Annotated in this window: 10 protein-coding genes; all 10 read left to right on the top strand. The window is 40.1% G+C overall.

Annotated features, from left to right (window positions below; translation table 11 throughout):
* The first annotated feature begins 122 nt into the window (after positions 1–122).
* The 10 genes from ACE1ET_RS17385 (at position 123) to treF (ending at position 21,331) form a co-directional block, all read left to right on the top strand.
* Entirely contained in the window at positions 123–1,481 is a 1,359-nt protein-coding gene (locus tag ACE1ET_RS17385; RefSeq protein ID WP_375729699.1) for a sugar porter family MFS transporter, read from the top strand.
* Positions 1,478–2,365 carry a carbohydrate kinase family protein gene (locus tag ACE1ET_RS17390; RefSeq protein WP_375729700.1) on the top strand — a complete coding sequence of 296 codons (888 nt, stop codon included), beginning with the start codon at positions 1,478–1,480 and terminating at the stop codon, positions 2,363–2,365. The genes ACE1ET_RS17385 and ACE1ET_RS17390 overlap by 4 nt, the downstream gene beginning before the upstream one ends.
* 75 nt (positions 2,366–2,440) lie before the next feature.
* A complete protein-coding gene (locus tag ACE1ET_RS17395) occupies positions 2,441–5,626 on the top strand; it encodes a SusC/RagA family TonB-linked outer membrane protein (protein WP_375729701.1) in 3,186 nt (1,061 codons plus the stop codon).
* Positions 5,627–5,643: 17 nt separating this feature from the next.
* A complete protein-coding gene (locus tag ACE1ET_RS17400; protein WP_375729702.1) occupies positions 5,644–7,386 on the top strand; it encodes a RagB/SusD family nutrient uptake outer membrane protein in 1,743 nt (580 codons plus the stop codon).
* Between the two features lie 72 nt (positions 7,387–7,458).
* Positions 7,459–8,967 (top strand): glycoside hydrolase family 32 protein, encoded by a 1,509-nt coding sequence (locus ACE1ET_RS17405; protein ID WP_375729703.1) that lies wholly within the window; start codon positions 7,459–7,461, stop codon positions 8,965–8,967.
* Positions 8,968–8,997: 30 nt separating this feature from the next.
* Positions 8,998–11,232 (top strand): alpha-galactosidase, encoded by a 2,235-nt coding sequence (locus tag ACE1ET_RS17410; RefSeq protein WP_375729704.1) that lies wholly within the window; start codon positions 8,998–9,000, stop codon positions 11,230–11,232.
* A gap of 159 nt (positions 11,233–11,391) precedes the next feature.
* Entirely contained in the window at positions 11,392–12,948 is a 1,557-nt protein-coding gene (locus tag ACE1ET_RS17415; RefSeq protein WP_375729705.1) for a glycoside hydrolase family 32 protein, read from the top strand.
* 236 nt (positions 12,949–13,184) lie between these two features.
* On the top strand, positions 13,185–17,048 hold the full coding sequence (locus tag ACE1ET_RS17420; protein ID WP_375729706.1) for a T9SS type A sorting domain-containing protein: 3,864 nt from the start codon (positions 13,185–13,187) through the stop codon (positions 17,046–17,048).
* A 255-nt stretch (positions 17,049–17,303) separates the two neighbouring features.
* Positions 17,304–19,346, top strand: coding sequence for a M13 family metallopeptidase (locus ACE1ET_RS17425; RefSeq protein ID WP_375729707.1), 2,043 nt, complete (start codon positions 17,304–17,306; stop codon positions 19,344–19,346).
* Between the two features lie 464 nt (positions 19,347–19,810).
* Positions 19,811–21,331 (top strand): alpha,alpha-trehalase TreF, encoded by a 1,521-nt coding sequence (gene treF, locus ACE1ET_RS17430; RefSeq protein ID WP_375729708.1) that lies wholly within the window; start codon positions 19,811–19,813, stop codon positions 21,329–21,331.
* The last annotated feature ends 28 nt before the right edge of the window (positions 21,332–21,359 follow it).

The following is a 21,359-nucleotide window of genomic DNA, read 5'->3' on the forward strand; positions in this document are numbered from 1 at the left end:
GGTACAAATATGCTGTTTTTCAAGCCGATAATGTTACATAATTTCAAAGATTTGTATCATGATTCAAAGTCAAATTTCTGCTTTGTCCATACTTTTGGGTCAGTGTTTTAATCCAATACATTATGAAACAACAAAGCGTTTTTTTAACTGCCATTATAATTGCCATGGGTGGTTTTCTTTTTGGTTATGATATTGCAATGATGTCCGGGACGACAGCCCAATTGGAGGAGTTGTTTAACCTCAATAACTTCTGGCTCGGGTTTACCGTAGCAGTTGCCATCATAGGAACCATAATAGGAACACTTTTAATTGGCAAACCTGCAGAGAAATTTGGCAGACGAAATTCACTTATTCTTCTTTCCGGGTTATTTACGTTTTCAGCACTTGGAAGTGCATTTTCATTCAACTGGGCCATGCTTTTATTCTTCAGGTTCGTAACAGGTATTTTGCTGGGCAGTATCTCTGTTGTAACACCGATGTTTATTGCTGAAATATCACCAGCAAAAAAACGTGGACGGCTTGTTCTCATGAACCAGTTTTTTGTAGTTACCTCCATTTTTCTGGCCTTTTTGGTCAATTATATACTTGCACAGATCATAGAAACCGGGGCATGGCGATGGATGATCGGTGTGGAAGCAATTCCTGCCGCCTCTTTTTTCCTCCTCCTCAGGATAGTTCCAGAAAGTCCGCGATGGTTGATCAATCAAAACCGCATTGATGAGGCCCTACAGGTATTTGAACGTATTAAAGCGGAAGATCCTGCAAAAGAAGTAGAAATTGTAAAAACTTCGGTTGAAACAGAGCTAAAGATGGCTCACGGCAAATTGTTTGTCAAGGAGAATAAATACCCGATTATGATAGCTATTCTAATGGCTGCCTTTAACCAACTGGCCGGCATTAATGCCATTATGATATATGCGCCGCGTGTGTTTGAAATGGCCGGGTTTGGCACTAACTCCTCCCTACTTCAGTCCATTTCTATAGGTGCAACCAATCTGTTATTCACTTTTGTGGCACTCTTTTTAATTGACCGCTATGGCAGACGTACCCTGCTGATGATTGGATCTGTTGGCATGGTTTTCTTCCTTGGCATGTTGTCAAAAGCATTTTTCACCAACAATTTCTCAGAACTGGGAGGTTATGGTGTCATGATTTATCTGATGGGATTCATTGCCTTTTTTGCATTTTCACAGGGAGCTGTATTGTGGGTGGTTATCTCCGAGATCTTCCCGAATAAAGTCCGTTCAAAAGGACAGGCGCTTGGCACATTCACACACTGGATATTTGCAGCAGCCTTAATTTGGGGATTTCCGGTATTTGCAAAAATGCCAACTATCGGTGGAGGTCCCTCTTTTGCATTTTTTGCTGTGATGATGGTCATTCATTTCTTTTTTGCATGGCGCGTATTACCAGAAACCAAAGGAAAATCACTGGAAGATATACAGGAATATTTTGAAATCAGAACTAAAAAATCAGCATGATGAAATCAGAGGGATCAAAAATATTGTGTTTTGGTGAAGTACTTTGGGACATGTTGCCAACCGGAGAAAAACCGGGTGGAGCCCCTATGAATGTAGCATTACACCTTAAAAATTTCGGACTTGATGTTGCAATGGTAAGTAAAACCGGGAATGATGAACACGGACGGATGCTTATAGAATTTATGCGGGGATCGGGACTAAACACTGATCTTATTTTCAAAGATGAAATGCTTGAGACCAGTAAAGTTTTGGTTCATATTGATGGACAACACGCCAGTTTTGAAATTTGTGAACCCGTGGCATGGGATAACATAACATTATCAGATGAACTAGTACAGATTGCAGATGGATGTAATTATATAGTATATGGCAGTCTTGCCTCGCGAAATATTAAAACACGAAAAACTTTACAGAACCTTCTAAGAAAAGACATGATAAAAATTATGGATGTCAACCTGCGCCCACCATACACAGATTCTGAAGTCATTATTCCATTATTAAAAAAAGCTGACATTCTAAAACTGAACGATGAAGAAATTATGACAATAGGATCTTGGTTTAACCAAAATGATACAATTCCACAACTAATGAAATGGATTGCAAAAGAAATGGAATTAAAAGCAGTAAGTGTAACACGTGGAGAACAAGGAGCTTTGCTTTATCAGAATGGGAGATTATACGTGCACAAAGGCTACAAAGTTAATGCCTTTGACCCGGTTGGCGCCGGTGATGCATTCCTTGCCGGGTACATTTATTCCCTGATTTCAGAGAAAGTCCCTGAGGAAAGCCTGGATTACGCCTGTGCAACCGGAGCTCTGGTAGCATCAAAAAACGGAGCTACGCCCTCATACAGTCAATTGGAAATCGAAAACATCAGACAATAAAATGCTACACCTTTTCAGAATAAAAATTATTCATACAGAAATGAGAAAAAATTTATTAACCAATAAGATAATTCTATGAGACAGAAAAACACATTAAAATTGACTTTTTTGTTAGGCATATTACTCTTATGCTCAACAAATTTGCTTGCTCAAACAATTTCAGTAACCGGAACTGTTACTGACGCAGGAGACAAAACCACAATTCCTGGGGTGAATATTGTTGTTAAGGGGACCTCCCTGGGAACAATCACGGATCTTGATGGGAAATACATCCTCAATAATATTCCTGAAAATGGAACCTTGGTATTTAAGTATGTTGGGATGCTAACTCAGGAAGTATTAATCAATGGTCAGACGACAATTGACGTACAAATGAAGCAAGATGCAATTGGACTTGAAGAGGTTGTTGCAGTTGGATATCAAAGTCAGCGTAAAGCAGACCTAACCGGTGCAGTTGAAGTTGTAAAAATGGAATCCATTAAAGATGCTAGTTTAAGTTCAGGAAACCCGATGCAAGCTCTACAGGGCAGAGTTCCGGGACTTTATATTGAAAAAACAGGAACTCCAACCGGCACAAACAGCAGAATTCTTATTCGTGGTGTCAACACCCTCGGTGATAACAATCCTTTGTATATAATTGATGGGGTGCCAACTAAAAGACCAGAGGTTTTTCAGGGATTGAGCGCAGGATCAATTGTATCAGTTCAGGTTTTAAAAGATGCATCGGCTTCATCCATTTATGGTTCACGAGCATCCAATGGCGTTGTTATCGTTACAACGAAAAATGGTTCTGACATGAAAGGGAAGGTTAATGTTCAACTAAACTCAAATTTCTCTGTCCAGACAGAAAAACCACAACGTTTTAAAATGTTAAATGCTGTTGATCGTGGACGTGCACTTTGGCAGGCATCTGTAAATGACGGCGTTGATCCTGCGGGTGGATATGGTGAGATTTATAATTTTGACTGGAACGGTGATTACAACAATCCTGTTTTAAATAGTGTAACAGTACAACCATATGTTGGAGGTGACAGAAATGTTCCGGCTGGAGATACAGACTGGCAGGACGTAACCTACGAAACAGGCTATGTAATCAATAATGAATTAACAGTTTCGGGTGGCACAGATAAATCATCAGTTTTAATGAATCTGGGGCATATTAAAAATACCGGTATGTTGAAATATACCAATTATGACAGGATTACGGCAAGAATAAATGCTCAAACCAAATTATTAAATGACAGACTTAGTTTTGGAATTAACACACAAGTTGTAACCTCAAATGAAACACTTGAAACTCCGGATCTTGGAAGTTCACCGACACCGGGATTAGCTGTCACCCTGGTTCCGACTATTCCATTGTATACCGCTACTGGAGAATTTGGCGGGCCTATCGGATCAGGATACTCAGATCGAAATAATCCGGTATTTATGCAATATCTCAACCGCTGGGATAATACAAACCGCTCCTATTTATTTGGAAGTGTTTTCGCACAGTTAGAGCCGATTAAGAACTTAATAATCCGATCAACTCTTGGAATTGACTATTCAATGGTGAAAGATAAAGATATAGAACCAAGTTTTACAAATGGTTTTATTGCCAGAAGTGTAAACTACATGCGAATATATAATAGCGATTTCACAAATGTTACCTGGTCAAATACTGCAAGATATAGTTTAAATCTGGATAAAAACAAATTTGGATTTTTAATAGGGGTTGAGGCTGTTAGTGATGATTTCCAGGATTTTACAGGTTATAAGGAAGGATTCTCTACGCAAACTGAAGACTTCTTTGTATTAAGCGCAGGAACAAGTAATGGGAACAGTTTTGGAACCGCTACCGGAAGTCGTTTATTCTCTCAGTTTGGTAAAATTGATTATAATTATGCAGAAAAATATTTAGCGTCCTTAACACTGCGCAGGGATGGATCTTCCAGGTTTGGGAAAGACAATCGTTTTGGTTTCTTCCCTGCCGCCACATTCGGATGGAGGATCAGCGAAGAAGACTTCTTAAAAAATGTAGATAAACTTTCCAATTTAAAATTTCGTGTTGGTGCCGGTAGTGTTGGCAATCAGGATGTTGGTGATTTTGCAAGTCTGGGGCTTTTTGAACCACGCTACGGAGCGACAGCCAATCAGGTTTCCTCCATCAACCATAACGACTTTTTCGATGATTACTGGAATGTAGGTTCCGCCTATTCGTTAAGTGGTGCTGATTCCGGCAACCTTCCATCCGGTTTTGTATCGGTTCAAGCTGCAAATCCGGGATTACGTTGGGAGACAACAGATGAATTAAACATAGGTATCGATTTTGGGTTATTCAATAGCGACATTATTGGCTCGTTCGATTGGTACACGCGTAAAACAAAAGACATTCTTATTCAGCCTCCTGTTGCATCCGCATTAGGTGAAGGACAACAACAGTTCTTAAATGGTGCGACCAAGATCAATAACGGTTGGGAATTCTCATTAAGTTATCGAAAAAAAGTCAACACTGATTTTTCTTATGAAATCATTGGAAGTGCAAGCCATTTTGCGGATAGAATAACAGAATTACCGGAAGAAGTACGTACTGCTTATCCAGGGAACTCGGAGCAAACTGTTTTAGGTCATTCAGAATTATCAATTTTTGGATTTGTAACGGATGGAATTTTCCAAAATCAACAAGAGGTTGATGCCCATGCAACGCAGGTTGGAGCCGCACCCGGACGCATACGATATAAAGACTTAAATAAAGACGGAAAAATTGATGCACTTGATCAGGAATTTTTAGGCACACTATTGCCAAAACTGGAATACAGTCTGCGCGTTGACTTATACTACAAAAACTTTGACTTATCATTATTCGGGTCAGGTGTTGCGGGTAAAACCGGCTATGATCCATATACTTTTTATAATGATTTTATACGAGGAAGAGACAATGTAGGTACAGGAGTATTCAGAGCCTGGACTCCACAGAATCCAACTTCAACTGTTCCCGCATTAAGTTTATCTGATAATAACAATGAAACAAGAACATCAGATTATTTATACGTAAACGCCTCTTATTTTAAAATGAGAAATTTACAGTTAGGTTACAGTTTTCCAAAAGCAACCTTGCAAAATGCACACATCGAAAACTTAAGAATATACCTGATGGCTGAAAATTTGTTCTGGCTTAAAAGCAAAGACTTTCAGGGACCTGATCCAGAACGAACAGATATAAATACCATTCCTGTTCCAACCTCCTTTTCATTTGGAGTAAACTTATCAATTAACTAATATTAAAACTCAAAGTCATGAAAATAAAATATAATAATATTTACATTATTCTCATACTCAGCATATTGCTTGGGTCATGTGAAAATTATCTCGAAACTGAGCCAAAAGGTTTTATTTCTGCTGGCAGCCCTACGGTTGAAGGCGCTGAAGGTCTTGTAACAGCTGCATATGCAGGAATAGGAAACGATGATATGATCGGGCCTATTGCAAGCATGTGGGTTTATGGAAGCGTCAGGTCAGATGATGCTTACAAAGGAGGAGGCGGAGTTGCCGATGTGGAACCGTTTAATTTTTATGAACAGTATAACTTAACTCAACCATTTCAAAGTTGGTTAGCAGGACTTCCATATACATGGGAAAATTACTACAGTGCAATTTCCAGAGCTAATTCTGCATTACGAACACTAAATCAGTTGACGGATTCCGAGTTCGAACTAAGAAAAGTTAGAATAGCAGAAGCCCGATTTTTAAGAGGACATTCTCATTTTATGCTAAAAGTACTTTTTAAATATGTTCCCTATATCACAGAAGATTTAACAAATGAGCAAATTTTAGAAACTTCAAACCGACAATATTCAAATGATGAGTTATGGAATAAAATAGCTGAAGATTTTCAATATGCTGTTGATAATCTTCCTGAGTCTCAGACGGAAATTGGAAGAGCTAACAAGTTTGCAGCTGCGGCATATCTTGCAAAGGTAAGATTATACCAGGCTTACGAACAGGATGAAAACAATCAGGTTATCAATATTAATCAAACAAGATTGCAGGAAGTTGTAAATTTAACACAAATGGTAATTGAATCTGGACAATACAGTTTACAACCAGATTTTGCGGAGAATTTCTTAAATGGTTATGACAACGGACCCGAATCCGTCTTCGCCATACAATTCAGTATTAGTGATGGAACCACTGCTGGTCGGTTAAATTTCGAAAACGGTTTGAATTATCCTCATGGTGCTCCTCAATATGGTTGTTGTGGATTTCATCAACCAAGTCAGAATCTTGTAAATGCCTTTGCTACTGATGAAAATGGTTTGCCCAAATTTGATACGTTCAACAATGTTGAACTGAGTGCCACAGATATTACTCCTGATGGTGTTACAGTTGATCCCAGGATTGATCATACTGTTGGTATGGATGGACATCCCTATAAATACAGGAATGAAGACTCATATATTTTCAGCAATAGTTGGGTTCGTGATCCCGGTGTCTATGGTCTGTTTCAAAGTATGAAAGAACAACAAGCTGCAGATTGTTCCTGCTACAAAAAGCAAGGACCTTTCATGGGTGTTTCAAAAAATATTGATATCATACGTTATGCCGATGTATTATTGATGCAGGCTGAAGCATATATAGAACTTGGACAACAGGAAAACGCAAGGCCTCTTATTAATCAAATAAGAAAACGAGCCTCAGAAAGTACTGGTCGAACCAAACTTGCAGATGGGACCGATCCATCTAATTACCTGATTTCAGAATATGACGGGGTAAATCTGGCATGGTCACAGGAAAATGCACGGATGGCATTGCGCTGGGAAAGAAGAATGGAATTCGCAATGGAAAGTCCGCGCTTTTTCGATCTTGTACGTTGGGGCATAGCCGAACCTGCTTTAAATGCTTATCTGGAAAAGGAAAAGACCAGAAAAGACTTCCTTAACAATGCCAGGTTTACGGCAGGCAGAGATGAATATTATCCAATTCCACAACGTGAAATTGATTTTACAAAAGGGTTATACAAGCAAAATGCAGGTTATTAATTTTCAAAGTTTGGAGTGACGAAAAGTCACTCCAAACTCTTTTCATTTTCAATACTTATAATGTATAATGCTATGAAACCATTTCTGACATTTGTTCTTTTTGCATTAATTGCTCTTACTAATAATTGTGACCTTAAAGAAGATGATGACAGGAGCATTGATGATATTCATTTTTGTCTTTCCGAGGGAATTTTAGATGCCCCATATGAATTACTTCTGATCAATGGAAAATATCATCTTTACTACGCATCTGCTGATAACTCCAGTGATTTTAAAGTTGGATATGCCGTGACAAATGATCTGGTGCATTGGAATCAAAACACGAATGTAATTATTGATTCTACAGTCAGGATCAATAACCTTAGTTTAGTGGTTGACTGGAATAACATGTCAGGCTTCGGGAATGATGACCAACCTGTTCTTGCATTTTATACAAATCATTTAGATTCAAAATCCAGAAAAATACAGACTAACCAGAATATTTATATATCATACAGTAATGATAATGGAATGACATGGCAGAAAGAATTGAATAACTCAATTGTTTTAAATGATTTATCCGAAGATATAGAAGACATAAAAGTTATTTGGCATGAAGAAATGCAACAATGGGTGATGCTTGTATTATCGGGATACCATATCCGGTTTTATAACTCAGCGAATCTGATAAACTGGGAATATGTTAGTTCGTTTGGAGATGCAGTGGAAGATAAATCAGGAGACTGGACCACTCTGGATTTTTCACAGGTTGGAACTGATGCGCTCAATAACAAAAAATGGGTTCTTTTTGTAAGTACGACTGCTGGTTCACCAAATAATGGTAGCGGCACACAATATTTTGTAGGTGACTTTAACGGGTTTGAATTTTCCCCGTTAACGCATAAGCCAAAGTGGGTAGATAACGGTACGGATAACTTTGCCGGTGTTGCCTTTACCAACTATTTTGAGACTGAGGAACCCAGCTACTATCTGGGATCCATCTTTAATAGCAAATATGAGGATTTTAATACAAATGAAGGAATACTGGAATCATATACTATTACACGAAAACTGAGCTTAATAAACAAATTCAACGATTATTATCTTCGTTCAGAACCGGCTAAAGCACTTGACATACCGGATAATGGAAAAATATTAATAAAAGAGCAGGACTATTCCGGAGAACTGACTTTAAATGAAAAACCGGAACTCCCGATAAAACTTAATCTGACATTTGATGTCAACAATCGAATATATTTAGACTTTGCAGAAATTTATGGGATTGAGATCACAAATAATGAAGGAACAAAAATCATAATTGGATATCACAGCTTGAGGCGGTATTTTTATATAACCTGCATTAGCCCAAAAGATGATAAACCTGAAGAAAATACAATAATTGATTATGCTTATTACGCTATCGATCAGCCTGTAATGGATATGACATTGTTTATTGATCAAAATTCAGTGGAGTTGTATGCCATTGATGGATTTATTTCAATGACTAAAAAATGTGAGGCTCTAAATAAAATTAAGCAGATAAAACTTTTCGCAACAGATGGAAAGGTAAAATTGCTAAATGGTTATCAGGTCGAACTATAAGAGAGTAAAATTTCAGACTTAAAAACAGTTATGGAAACAATAAAAAATACAAAAATAAAGAGATCATTTATTAGGATTGTAATATTGGTTTTGCTTGTATTCAGCACTTCAGTTTTTGGCCAGAATATGACTGTAATCCCTATACATACAAAAGGAACATCTTTGGTTTATTCTGTTGACAAAACCAATAGACTGGTGTTTCAGTATTACGGCTCAAGGATTGAGGATATAAAACCTTTCTACAATCAACAATCCTATCGTAAACTCGACACAAACCGCGACTTAAGTTATGAGGCTTATCCTGCTTTTGGACTGGGAAACATTAACGAGCCTGCATTTGCTGCAATCCAGTCTGATGGAAGCCTGAATACAGAACTTGAATATATAGAACACCACACTGACACATCTGTAGCAGGCATTTCTCATTCAATTATCAAATTGAGAGATAAAGTTTATGCATTAGAGATTGAACTGAACACAAAAGCCTATTATTCTGAAGATGTTATTACTCAATGGGTGAAAATTATTAATCATCAATCTGAGGCAATTATGCTTAAGCGATTTTATTCTTCTTTTCTGAAAGTGAATTCAGGAAGCTATTATCTAACTCACTTTTATGGGCCGTGGGCTGGAGAAATGCAAAAAGTAGAAGAAAAAATTGAAAATGGAATTAAAATTATTGAATCAAAGAAAGGAGTACGTACAACACAGGGAGAAAATCCTTCATTTATATTGAGCTTAGATCATCCTGCCCTTGAAAATGAGGGGATATGTTACGGTGGAGCCTTAGCCTGGTCGGGTAATTATCGTCTGTCTTTTCAAATTGATGAATGGAAAAATCTAAATGTGCTTTCAGGAATCAATCCCTTCCTTGCTGAATGGAACTTAAAACCTGGAGAAACCTTTATTACCCCGGAAATGATTTACACGTTTAGTAATAAAGGTCAGGGAAAAGTATCACGCAACTTTCACCGGTGGGGACGTAAATACGGAATGACTGGTGGATATGAACCTCACGATATTGTTCTGAACAGCTGGGAAGGAGCTTATTTTTCGTTTGATGAAAAAACACTAAACGGGATGATGGATGATGCAGCCAAAATTGGCATTGAGATGTTTGTTCTCGATGATGGCTGGTTTGGGAATAAATACCCCAGGAATAATGACAACGCAGGATTAGGCGATTGGCAAACCAATACAAAAAAGTTACCTCATGGACTCGATTATCTGATTGATCACGCGAATTCTAACGGATTAAAATTTGGCATATGGATTGAACCGGAAATGGTGAACCCAGCCAGTGAACTTGCCGAGAGACATCCTGAATGGATTGTCCAAAGCCCGGGAAGAGAAAAGATTACCTGGAGACATCAACTGTTACTGGATTTATCGAACCCGCAAGTTCAGGATTTTATATACACTATAGTAGACAGTCTTTTAACTACTCATCCTAAAATTGAATATATTAAATGGGATGCTAACCGACATGTTGAGCAGGTTGGTTCTACATATCTTCCGGATTCAAAGCAAACTCATTTTTGGGTTGCTTATACTAAGGGGCTGTATTCTGTATACGATCGAATACGAAAAAAATATCCGGATTTTGTAATTCAGGATTGTGCCTCCGGTGGTGGTCGTTTAGATTATGGCGCACTTAAATTTCATAATGAATTCTGGACTTCGGATAATACTGATCCATTATCACGGATCTTTATACAATATGGAACAAATTTGATTTATCCACCAGTAGCTACCGCGGCACATGTTTCAACCAGTCCAAATCATCAAACCGGAAGGGTTACTCCTCTCAAATTCAGGTTTGATGTGGCTATGACCGGTCGTTTGGGGATGGAACTTCAGCCCAAAGATATTAAAGGAGATGATCGTGTTTTCGCCATAGAAGCAATCAATAATTACAAAAAATACATTCGCCCACTGGTAACCGCGGGAGATCTCTACAGGTTACTGTCGCCTTATGATGAAGGAGGCTGGGCATCACTACTATATGTTGACCCAAACAAAAAAACAGCAGCGTTATTTGCCTTTAGCATTGAACCTCATTCAAGAGGATTATATCCAACCGTTAAGCTTAACGGACTTGATCCTGTAAAAGACTATACTATTAAAGAGATTAATGAAAACGGTAAGAGCCGTTTTTGGGGGAACGGTAAAACTTTTAACGGAGAATATTTAATGAATGTCGGTATTGAATTGCAAATATCCGATCAGTTTGATAGTGCTGTTTTTTTACTTAATGAAGATTAGTGGTTTTCATATTAAATAATAGTGTGCATTATAAGAAAGTCTAACAAACAAGGCTAATGACAACAAAAAAGTGCAACGGGAGAAAATAATTATCCATAGCAAGCTTACAAATAGGATATAAAATTTTTTATGTTGATATTTAAACTAAAATAGTATAAAATGAAATTATCAATAATCATATTTCTTACATTTCTTGCATTTGGCTGCAAAACGAAAACACATAAACAGGAATCAGCATACCAGGCAACTGTAACCTTCAATGAAGCTTACCGCCCACAGTTTCATTTCTCGCCCGATTCCATGTGGATGAACGATCCGAATGGCATGGTATATTACGAAGGAGAATACCATTTGTTTTACCAGTATTACCCCGACAGCACCGTTTGGGGACCCATGCACTGGGGGCATGCCGTAAGCACCGATCTGGTTCACTGGCAACATTTACCCATTGCCCTCTATCCTGATAGCCTGGGATATATCTTTTCAGGAAGTGCAGTCATCGACTGGAACAATACCACCGGTTTAGGCAATGATAATATTCCCCCCATGGTAGCTATTTATACGTATCACGATCCGGTTGGTGCTGAACAGGGCAGAATAGACTACCAGACGCAGGCCATTGCTTACAGCCTGGATAAAGGCAGAACGTGGACAAAATATGCACATAATCCGGTTTTAAAAAATCCCGGAATTATTGATTTTCGGGATCCAAAAGTGTTCTGGTATGAGCCGGATAAAAAATGGATCATGACCCTGGCGGTGAAAGACCACATCAGTTTTTATTCCTCAAAAGACATGAAATCATGGCAGCACGAAAGTGATTTCCGTTCCGATATCGCATCCTATGGCGGTGTCTGGGAATGTCCGGATTTGTTTTCATTAAAGTCAGACAACAACGAGGAGAAATGGGTACTGATTGTCAACATCAATCCGGGGGCGCCCAACGGCGGTTCAGGCACGCAGTATTTTGTGGGTGAATTTGATGGGCACACATTCACCAATGAGAACAAAGAGCTTTTCTGGATTGATTACGGAAAAGATGATTATGCCGGTGTGACCTGGTCGGATATTCCAAAGTCCGATGGCCGCAGAATATTTATGGGCTGGATGAGTAACTGGCAGTATAGTCAGATAGTCCCCACTGAAAAATGGCGCAGCGCCATGACCTTCCCCAGAACAGTGACGCTGAAAAAGGAAAACGGAAATTACAGGATACTGTCCAATCCGGTCAGGGAAATAAAGAACATTCAGGAAAAGCTCGAAATTGTATCCGATCTGAAACCAAATAAAAAAGGAAATTATTCAGGGCATCTGCCTTTCCGTTCCAGTCCTCAGGAACTTAAATTTACTATTGAAAGTAAATCTGAGAAGCTTAGTGATTTCGCATTGACCTTATCCAACGATTTTAAACAACAACTGATTTTGGGTTATAATGCAAAACAACAGCAGTTCTATATCAACCGGGACAAATCAGGCGATGTATCATTTTCAAATGAATTTACGGGCAACCATATCGCACCATTCAGTATTAACAATTCAGAAATAAAACTGCAAATATTACTCGATGTCTCCAGTATCGAAGTATTCATCAACGAGGGAGAGCTTGTGATGACTGAAATAATGTTCCCTTCACAACCATACGATCTGTATAAAATCTCCGGTTCAGATATAAAAGTTACGCAGTTTGAAGCCATCCGTCTGAAAAGTATCTGGTAAAGGCCTGAACCTGAATATTCATGAACCTGTTTTATTTTTCTTTCTGCAAACTTCACTGAAAGTGAACATTATAAGCACAGAGAGAAGAATAGACAGCTTGATTATAAATAATTGTAACAGGGATTTTTGGTTCGGGCAATCAAATTTACGTAAATTTATAATGGATGTTCCTGACTAGCTGATAGTCCTCTCCCAATGCTTTTCAGTTCAAAGAAATAACCTCAAATTAACTCACCATGTGCAGGTCTCTGCTTCGTTTTCCTTCCCTGGGAATTTTACTGTTCGGATTTGTTTTAAACATCAGTGGTCAGATCTGGAATACCCAGATTGCTGACAGTACCGGAATAGCAAAAGGATCGTACATATCCCTTGCGCTTGATAAAAATGATAACGCACATATTCTTTACCAGGATCTGGATCTACTGGACCTGAAATATGTCACCAATAAAAATGGCAGCTGGAATATTACCAACCTTGATACGTTTGGCATCAGTGGAACGGAATCTTCAATGGCAATAGACCAGGATGACAGGCTTCATATTTGTTTCCACAGAGATCCCGGATTATTAAATGTAAATAGCATTATATACGGACAGTATGCGGATAACCAATGGACCTTTGAAGAAGTAGACACTACACGCGACATCGCATTAATACAAACAGACATAAATACATATAAGGATGAAAAAGTCGGGTTGATATATGCACACCCTTCACAGGATAAACTGATATATGCAGAGAAAAACGGAACAGGATGGAACAAGGAAATAGTTGATAATAATTTTTCTTGTTTATTATCACGTCTTCTCTACAAAAAAGACGGGACGCCTGTGATTTGTTCCGGGAAGTTAGATTCTATTATAGTGTATGAACGAAATTCATCAATCTGGAAGGTTTACAGATTATATGTACCTCAAACTCCTTTATTACCACCCGTCAGAACATTTGATGCAGCCATAGACAGTGAAGACAATCTACACTTTACCCGTAATTTGATCGATACAAAATACATTACAGCCAGTAAAATAAGTTACTTTTTCTTTAACTGGGATGAAATGATTGTCCATGATCTGGGAATGAGTGGATTTGGAACGCCATTATCCATTTTTATTTCTCCTGACGATGACATCAGTATATTTACGGTGGATACTGAACCGGTAATGTACACACAGAATAACGGTCAATGGCAAAGGAACGTAATTTGCGATGATGTATCACCCTCCGGAAATGCGTCCCTTAAAATGGACAGTCATAACAACCCATACATCGCATTTTTCGGTCTCCCTGATAATGCGCCGCATAACAAGCAGTCCTATGTAATGTGCTTTCGCTATTTTTCTTCTTCGCCGGTTATTGAAACGACACCTGAATCCATCAGTTTCGGAGATGTCTGGGTCAACAGTTTTTCGGATGAATATATTACAGTTGCCAACAAAAGTAATATTCCGTTGACCGTAAAAAATATTCAACCGGAAAACACATCGGTTTTCAGCAGCATCAGTGCTTCACTCCCAAAACTAATAATGCCATGGCAATCGACGACCTTTCAACTCCGGTTCAATCCCGACCTTATTTCAGATTTTAACGACGCTATACTCATCTATTCAGATGATATCTATAACCCTGTCGATACAGTTAATGTAACAGGATCCGGGGTGGATAATGATGCTCAGGGCACCTTAAAACTTAAGGTTAACGATGTGTATTTCAGTGAAGAATATCTGGCTCTGAACTATACACAGCCAGCCGAAGATGTATCCGTTAGTTTGTATCAGAACAACATTAAAGTTGCAGGTCCGGTCACAACCGATCATAACGGTTTATCTCAACTTCCGGATCTGGCACAGGGTCATTATATCATTAAGGCATCCAAACAAATCTTTGAGCCCAATGGCAATGCCCATGAAGTTACGGTGAACCAAAACATAGAAATTGGTCCTGCGGTTAATTCAGCAAGCTTGTCTTTTCCTGATTCACTGCTCACTTTTAAATACAAATTAATGCATGACCTCAAACACATATCTCCGCAAAACTATGGACATCTTAATAACTATAGTTATGTGGGTGACTTTACCTACAAAAACAGTCTTGCCGGCATCTATGATATGATGGAAAACTGGAATCAGTACATGACGGACCAGAAAGCACAGAGTCTGGCACGACTTATTCTTGTAGAACAATTTACATACGATTTGTTTGAAGACGGAACCATTACAGGCAGTGACATGATGAATTGCTTCGGTGATCTGATTGCATACATCTACTATTCCGACGATTGGGGCATGGATCTCATAAAGTTCCTGAAGGCTATTGCAAAACTCCCGGCTGGCGGGGCGCAGGAACTTTACGACCTGCTACTTCAGATACTGATGCGGGAACTGATAAAACTGGCGGTAATTGATAATGTAGATATGACCGTAAAATTTGTTGCCGGCGAGGTTGGATATCCGGCAGCTAAACCAATTCTTGATGGATGGAAGCTTTTAAAGAAGAACTACGCCGGTTTCGGCATTCATGGTTTTTCGGAAGTAAAATGGGATAAAATTGCAGGAATGATTTTTGAGGCACTTGAAGATCCATTTATACAGCAGGCATATATTAATGCTCAAACCGGCATGTGTATTGAGAAAGCCGGACAGTTAAGCCTTAAACTGGATCAAACCGGCACGCTGGAAGATGCCATAATAAAGAAAATTGAATTCATACGTGATGAAAAAAGTGCAACGGAAACTGTCCATACTTACAGTGACGGTCTGCGAACAGCCGCTGCCTTGATGATGCAAACAGCAGCTATCCTGGACTGGATAAGCACCCTAGATCCCACCGGAATAGGAAACTACCTGGAACAGGCCGCTTTTTACATTAAAGCAAGTGCGTATGTTGAGGTAGGAACTGCACTTACCATTTCTACAGTAACCTACTTTTTAATGCCGCTGGAAATGAGAGATGCTGTCGACAAAATATATTATCCATATGGGACGAAGAACATTAATTTAAACAACACGTCATTACTGACAGCTGAGAGATCAACATCAGTGAAAACGTATACGAATCCATTATCTCTGCGGCTGAAAGAAAGTTCTATCAGCTTTAACACTGAACTTGAAACGATACGAACAAAAATAACGGACAGCCAGGAGTGGGAAGCTGTCAAGTCACTGTTTGATTTAAGAGAAGCCGAACTGGCTTATGAAAAAGAACTTAAAAATGCAATGTATCCGGTTTTATCCGGAGCTCATCTGGCACATCAAACCATACCGGGTTTTGAAACAGAATACGATACACTGGTGGCAAACTATACCAATTCTGCCATGAACCGTCTGAATGCATATCTCACCATTATTACCCTGGCAGCGGACAGCAGCAGTGCCACCAAGGAAAAAGTGCTGGCATACATCGATACGTGTATGAGCGGCGTACAGAAATTAGCAGATCAGACCAACCATGTACTTAATTTAATATCAGATCATATTCAACTGGAGGTCTGTATTGCTGCTAACAATTTATCACAAAGTGCATTTACGGTTAATGACGATGAAGAAAGTGTGGTTTCTTTTAAAGTTAAAAATTATGGTGACTCTGCAACGTCCGGTGTAAGTGCACGATTTTCTCCGGGGCCGGGACTAAGCGTACTTGGATCCGATTCGGTATATATAGGCGATCTACAGCCGGGTCAGGAGAGTGATGAACTTACCTTCACCCTCGTTTTCACTACGGATACCCTGAAACAATCCGTTTGGAATATTGACTTCACCACAACACATGGCCACTCTTTTCCGGCTGATGGCATATTGATCTATGGCAATAACACCGGCACACAGAATAAACCGCCTACACTGCCTGCAATGGTTAGCAGCTATCCCAATCCTGCAGACAACAATGTGGTATTTAAATTTGACTTAAACAGTAGAAAGCTTATTAAAATAGAGGTATTTAACCAACTCGGTCAGTTGATATCCATGCCACTCCACAAAACGGTAAGTGCCGGAGAGTACACCTTTGACTTGGGCACAGCCTTGATCTCCAACGGTACTTACCTGTGCAGGATAAGTGTTGATGATGCAGTGATTGAAACAAAACAGATTGTGGTTATCCACTAAGAAATAGTGATAATCAACAGTTATTGACGCTGCTAAGTTTTTCAGACCGACCAAATATGGTGGATCTTTCCGCCATTAACGTACAAAAAATGAAACAGCTAATGGGCAATTCCCAGAATAAAACTTAGAATGATCCGGATCTAAAGCCTTATGGAGCTTCGTTTATTGTTTTTAACTTCTGTGATAAAGTTCCACAAACAAAAAGTATTATTTTTGTTCCCTTTGAATTGAAAAACAACCAAACACACAGAGATAATGAAACATAAGTTATTCACGACAGGCATCCTGACAGCCCTTATTGTGGGTGGATGCCAAAACGGAGGTGATAAAAACATGGGTGAAAAACCACACTTTACTGCGGAGGATATGGATTTGTCCTACACTCCGGGTCAGAATTTTTACATGTACGCCAACGGCGGCTGGATGGCCAACAATCCTTTACCGGATGACAAAAGCCGCTACGGTGCATTCGACATGCTGGCCGAAGAAAACAGGGAACGGGTTAAAGGTATCATTGAAGGTGCTGCTAAAGAGCAGGCCAAAGAAGGTACCATCGCACAACAGATTGGCGACTTTTTTGCATCGGGTATGGATACTGCAGCCATTGAAGCAGCAGGATTAAAACCGGTTCAGCCTTACCTTGATATGATTCAGAACATCAGCAGCAAAGATGATCTGGTCAATGCGATCGGAAAATTGCAGGAACTTCAGATCTATCCGCTGTTTTATTTTTACGGCAGTCCGGATTCTAAAAACAGCGACATGATGATTGCCGAAATAAGTCAGCACGGACTGGGAATGCCGGATCGTGACTATTATACAGATAAAGGAGAACACGCTGATAAAATCCGCGCAGCATATAAAAACTATATCCGTGAAATCTGGATGCTGAAAGGCAGCAACGAAAAGGGTGCTGAACAAAAGGCAGATGAGATTTTCACACTGGAAAACAAACTGGCAGAGATCAGTAATACCAGGCTGCAGAACCGCGATCCGCAGGCAACCTATAACAAAGTAGATTATGCCGGATTAAAAGCCGAATATCCCGCCATGGAATGGGATAATCTTTTCACAGCAATGGGTGTGGCTGAACCAAAAGAGATCAATGTGTCGCAGCCTCACTACCTGACAGAGATGAGTAAAATGCTGGGGGCTGAACCCCTGAACACCTGGAAGGACTATCTGACATTTCATTTCCTCAGAAACATTTCCAGGTATCTGCCGAAAGCCTATGTAGATGCCAGCTTTGAATTCTACGGTAAAACATTGTCCGGTATGCCGGAACAGGAACCACGCTGGAAACGTGTTTCGGGTGCCACAAGTGGCGCGCTGGGTGAAGCTATCGGTCAGCTTTTTGTAGCACAGTATTTCCCGCCGGAAGCCAAAAAACGCATGGAAAAACTGGTTGAAAACCTGCGCATAGCCTTTGGGGAACGTATCGATCAGCTGGACTGGATGAGTGACAGCACAAAAGCTGCAGCAAAGGATAAACTGGCTGCGATCCACGTAAAAATCGGTTATCCCAATAAATGGAGAGATTACTCCGGCCTTAAGGTCACTAAAGACAGTTATGTGGAGAATGCCATCCGTTCCAATGAGCTGGATTTTAAATATACGGCTGATAAAATTGGAAAGCCGGTTGACAAAGACGAATGGCACATGACACCTCAAACGGTGAATGCGTACTATAATCCGTCGGCGAATGAGATTGTGTTTCCAGCAGCTATTCTGCAGCCACCGTTCTTCTATCTGAATGGCGACGATGCTGTAAATTACGGAGCCATCGGTGTGGTTATCGGGCACGAAATGACCCACGGCTTCGATGATCAGGGACGTCAGTTTGACAAAGCAGGTAATCTGAATGACTGGTGGCAGCCAGCCGATGCTGAAAAATTTGCAAAGCGGACAAAAGTTCTGGCAGAGCGCTACGACTCATTTATTGTTCAGGATACCATTCATGCCAATGGTGAGCTGACTATGGGTGAAAACATTGCCGACCTGGGTGGTTTGAATATTGCATTCCAGGCTTTTGAAAATACACTGAAAGGCAAAGCAGAACCGGAAGAAATTGATGGTTTCACCGCCGAACAACGGTTTTTCCTTTCCTATGCCAGAATATGGGCACAAAACATCAGGGAAGCTGAAAAACTCAGAAGGGTAAAAACAGATGTTCACTCACTTGGTGAACACCGGGTTAACGGTCCGTTGCCAAACCTTCAGGCTTTTGTAAATGCATTTAATATTCAGGAGGCAGATTCCATGTATATTCCTTTGGATATGCGGGCAAAAATCTGGTAAAACTCCATGATCCTAAAATATAAAGCCGGCTTATGCCGGCTTTTTTGTTTGACAGGTGTTCTACTGCCCCTTCAGGGCAAAGGAACTTTAGACGCATTAATAACTCCGTTGGCGTTATTTTGAAAACCGGATTTTGTTATTACGGCATGTTTCTCCAACCCATTTATTTAAAGTCCGAAGGACTTATGGCATTAACAATGGGCAATGCCCCTTGATTAAAATGTATTGGAATTCCTTTGCCCTGAATGGGCAAAAGCCCTGGCACATTTTCAGAAAACGTTTGCGGAAACGATTCCAATGGTTTTTGAGGCATTTTCATCCTTATTCCTGTGATTTCCCCTTAAAGAACCATAGTTTTGTCTTATTCAGGGTTCCTCATGTTCGGTATAATTTCATAAATTTGATAGTTTCCGAACACCCAAAAAAACAACAGTTTAACTAAAGATATCATCCGTTAAACATCTATGAACGGCAAAAGATTAACCATAACACTCATAATCTTTGTGACCTTGCTAGCTGCATGGCCGGTAAGCAGTCAGGTTGATCCTGTTCAGAAATATGGTGAGCTGTTTAAAACGGTTCAGACCCAACAGATTTTTCACGACCAGAAACGCTTTGCCGATTGCCCCGCTAAAACGGATCCTGATTCTATTCTGATCCTCTACCACAATCAAAAAGATCAACCCGGATTCAATCTGAGGCATTTTGTGGGCACGTATTTCGATACCATTCAGGCCGATACAGCAGCCATGATCCGGCACATCACCATGCTGTGGAATACGCTGACGAGACAGCCGGAAGCACAAAACCCGAATTCATCGCGTATTGCGTTACCGGAACCGTATGTGATCCCCGGAGGCCGGTTCACTGAGATGTATTACTGGGACAGTTATTTTACCATGCTGGGCCTGCAGGTCAGTGGAAGAAGCGACCTGATGGAGCACATGGTCAGTGATTTTGCATGGCTCATTGATACGTACGGACATATTCCCAACGGAAACCGGACCTACTACCTGAGCCGGTCGCAGCCGCCGTTTTTTTCACTTATGGTGGAACTGCTGGCTGAAACCAAACACGATTCGACCATTCTGATCAGGTTTCTGCCCGAAATAGAAAAAGAATATGCGTACTGGATGTCGGGAAATAAAGTTGTGAGGTATAAGCGCGGCAAGATTCTGAACCGTTATTACGATGCATTAAACACAGCACGTCCGGAATCATATCTGCATGATGTGAAAACTTTCGAAGCATCAGGTCGCGATTCATCCGTCTTCAGAGACATCCGTTCGGCTGCAGAATCAGGATGGGACTTCTCCACACGCTGGTTTAGCGACGGGGAACATCTGGAACAGATCATAACCACACAATACCTTCCTGTAGACCTTAACTGCCTGATTTATCACATGGAAATGACCTTATCAAAAGCATACCGGCTCAAAAACACTGACGGGAAATCGGAAGCATATGCAGCATTGGCAGAACAACGGAAAGCATTAATTCAGAAGGTATTCTGGAATAAGAAGAAAGCGTATTTTTTTGATTATAACTTTAAAGAGAAACAACTGTCAGAACAGGAAACCCTGGCTGGATTATTCCCTTTATTCTTTAATATTGCCACACCGGAACAGGCACAGGGTGCTGCAGACTACATCCGGAATGAGTTTCTGCAAAACGGTGGATTGGTCACTACATTAACTGAACATCGTGGACAGCAATGGGACTACCCCAACGGCTGGGCACCCTTGCAATGGATTGGCTATGTAGCCATGAAAAATTATGGCCTCAACACTCTGGCAAAAGCAATCGCAGAAAGATGGATCAGCCTGAATATGAAGGTGTACTTTGAAAGCGGGAAAATGACCGAAAAATACGATGTGGTACATCCCGATCGTCCAGGAGGTGGTGGAGAATACAACAACCAGGATGGCTTTGGCTGGACAAACGGGGTGTTTCTGAAGATGAGAGAAGAGATAAGTAGTTGGTAGTGGTTAGTTGTAAGTAATAAGTAGATAG

It is taken from the genome of Quyinboa mangrovi (assembly GCF_042219825.1).
Lineage (GTDB): Bacteria > Bacteroidota > Bacteroidia > Bacteroidales > UBA5342 > JBHJHP01.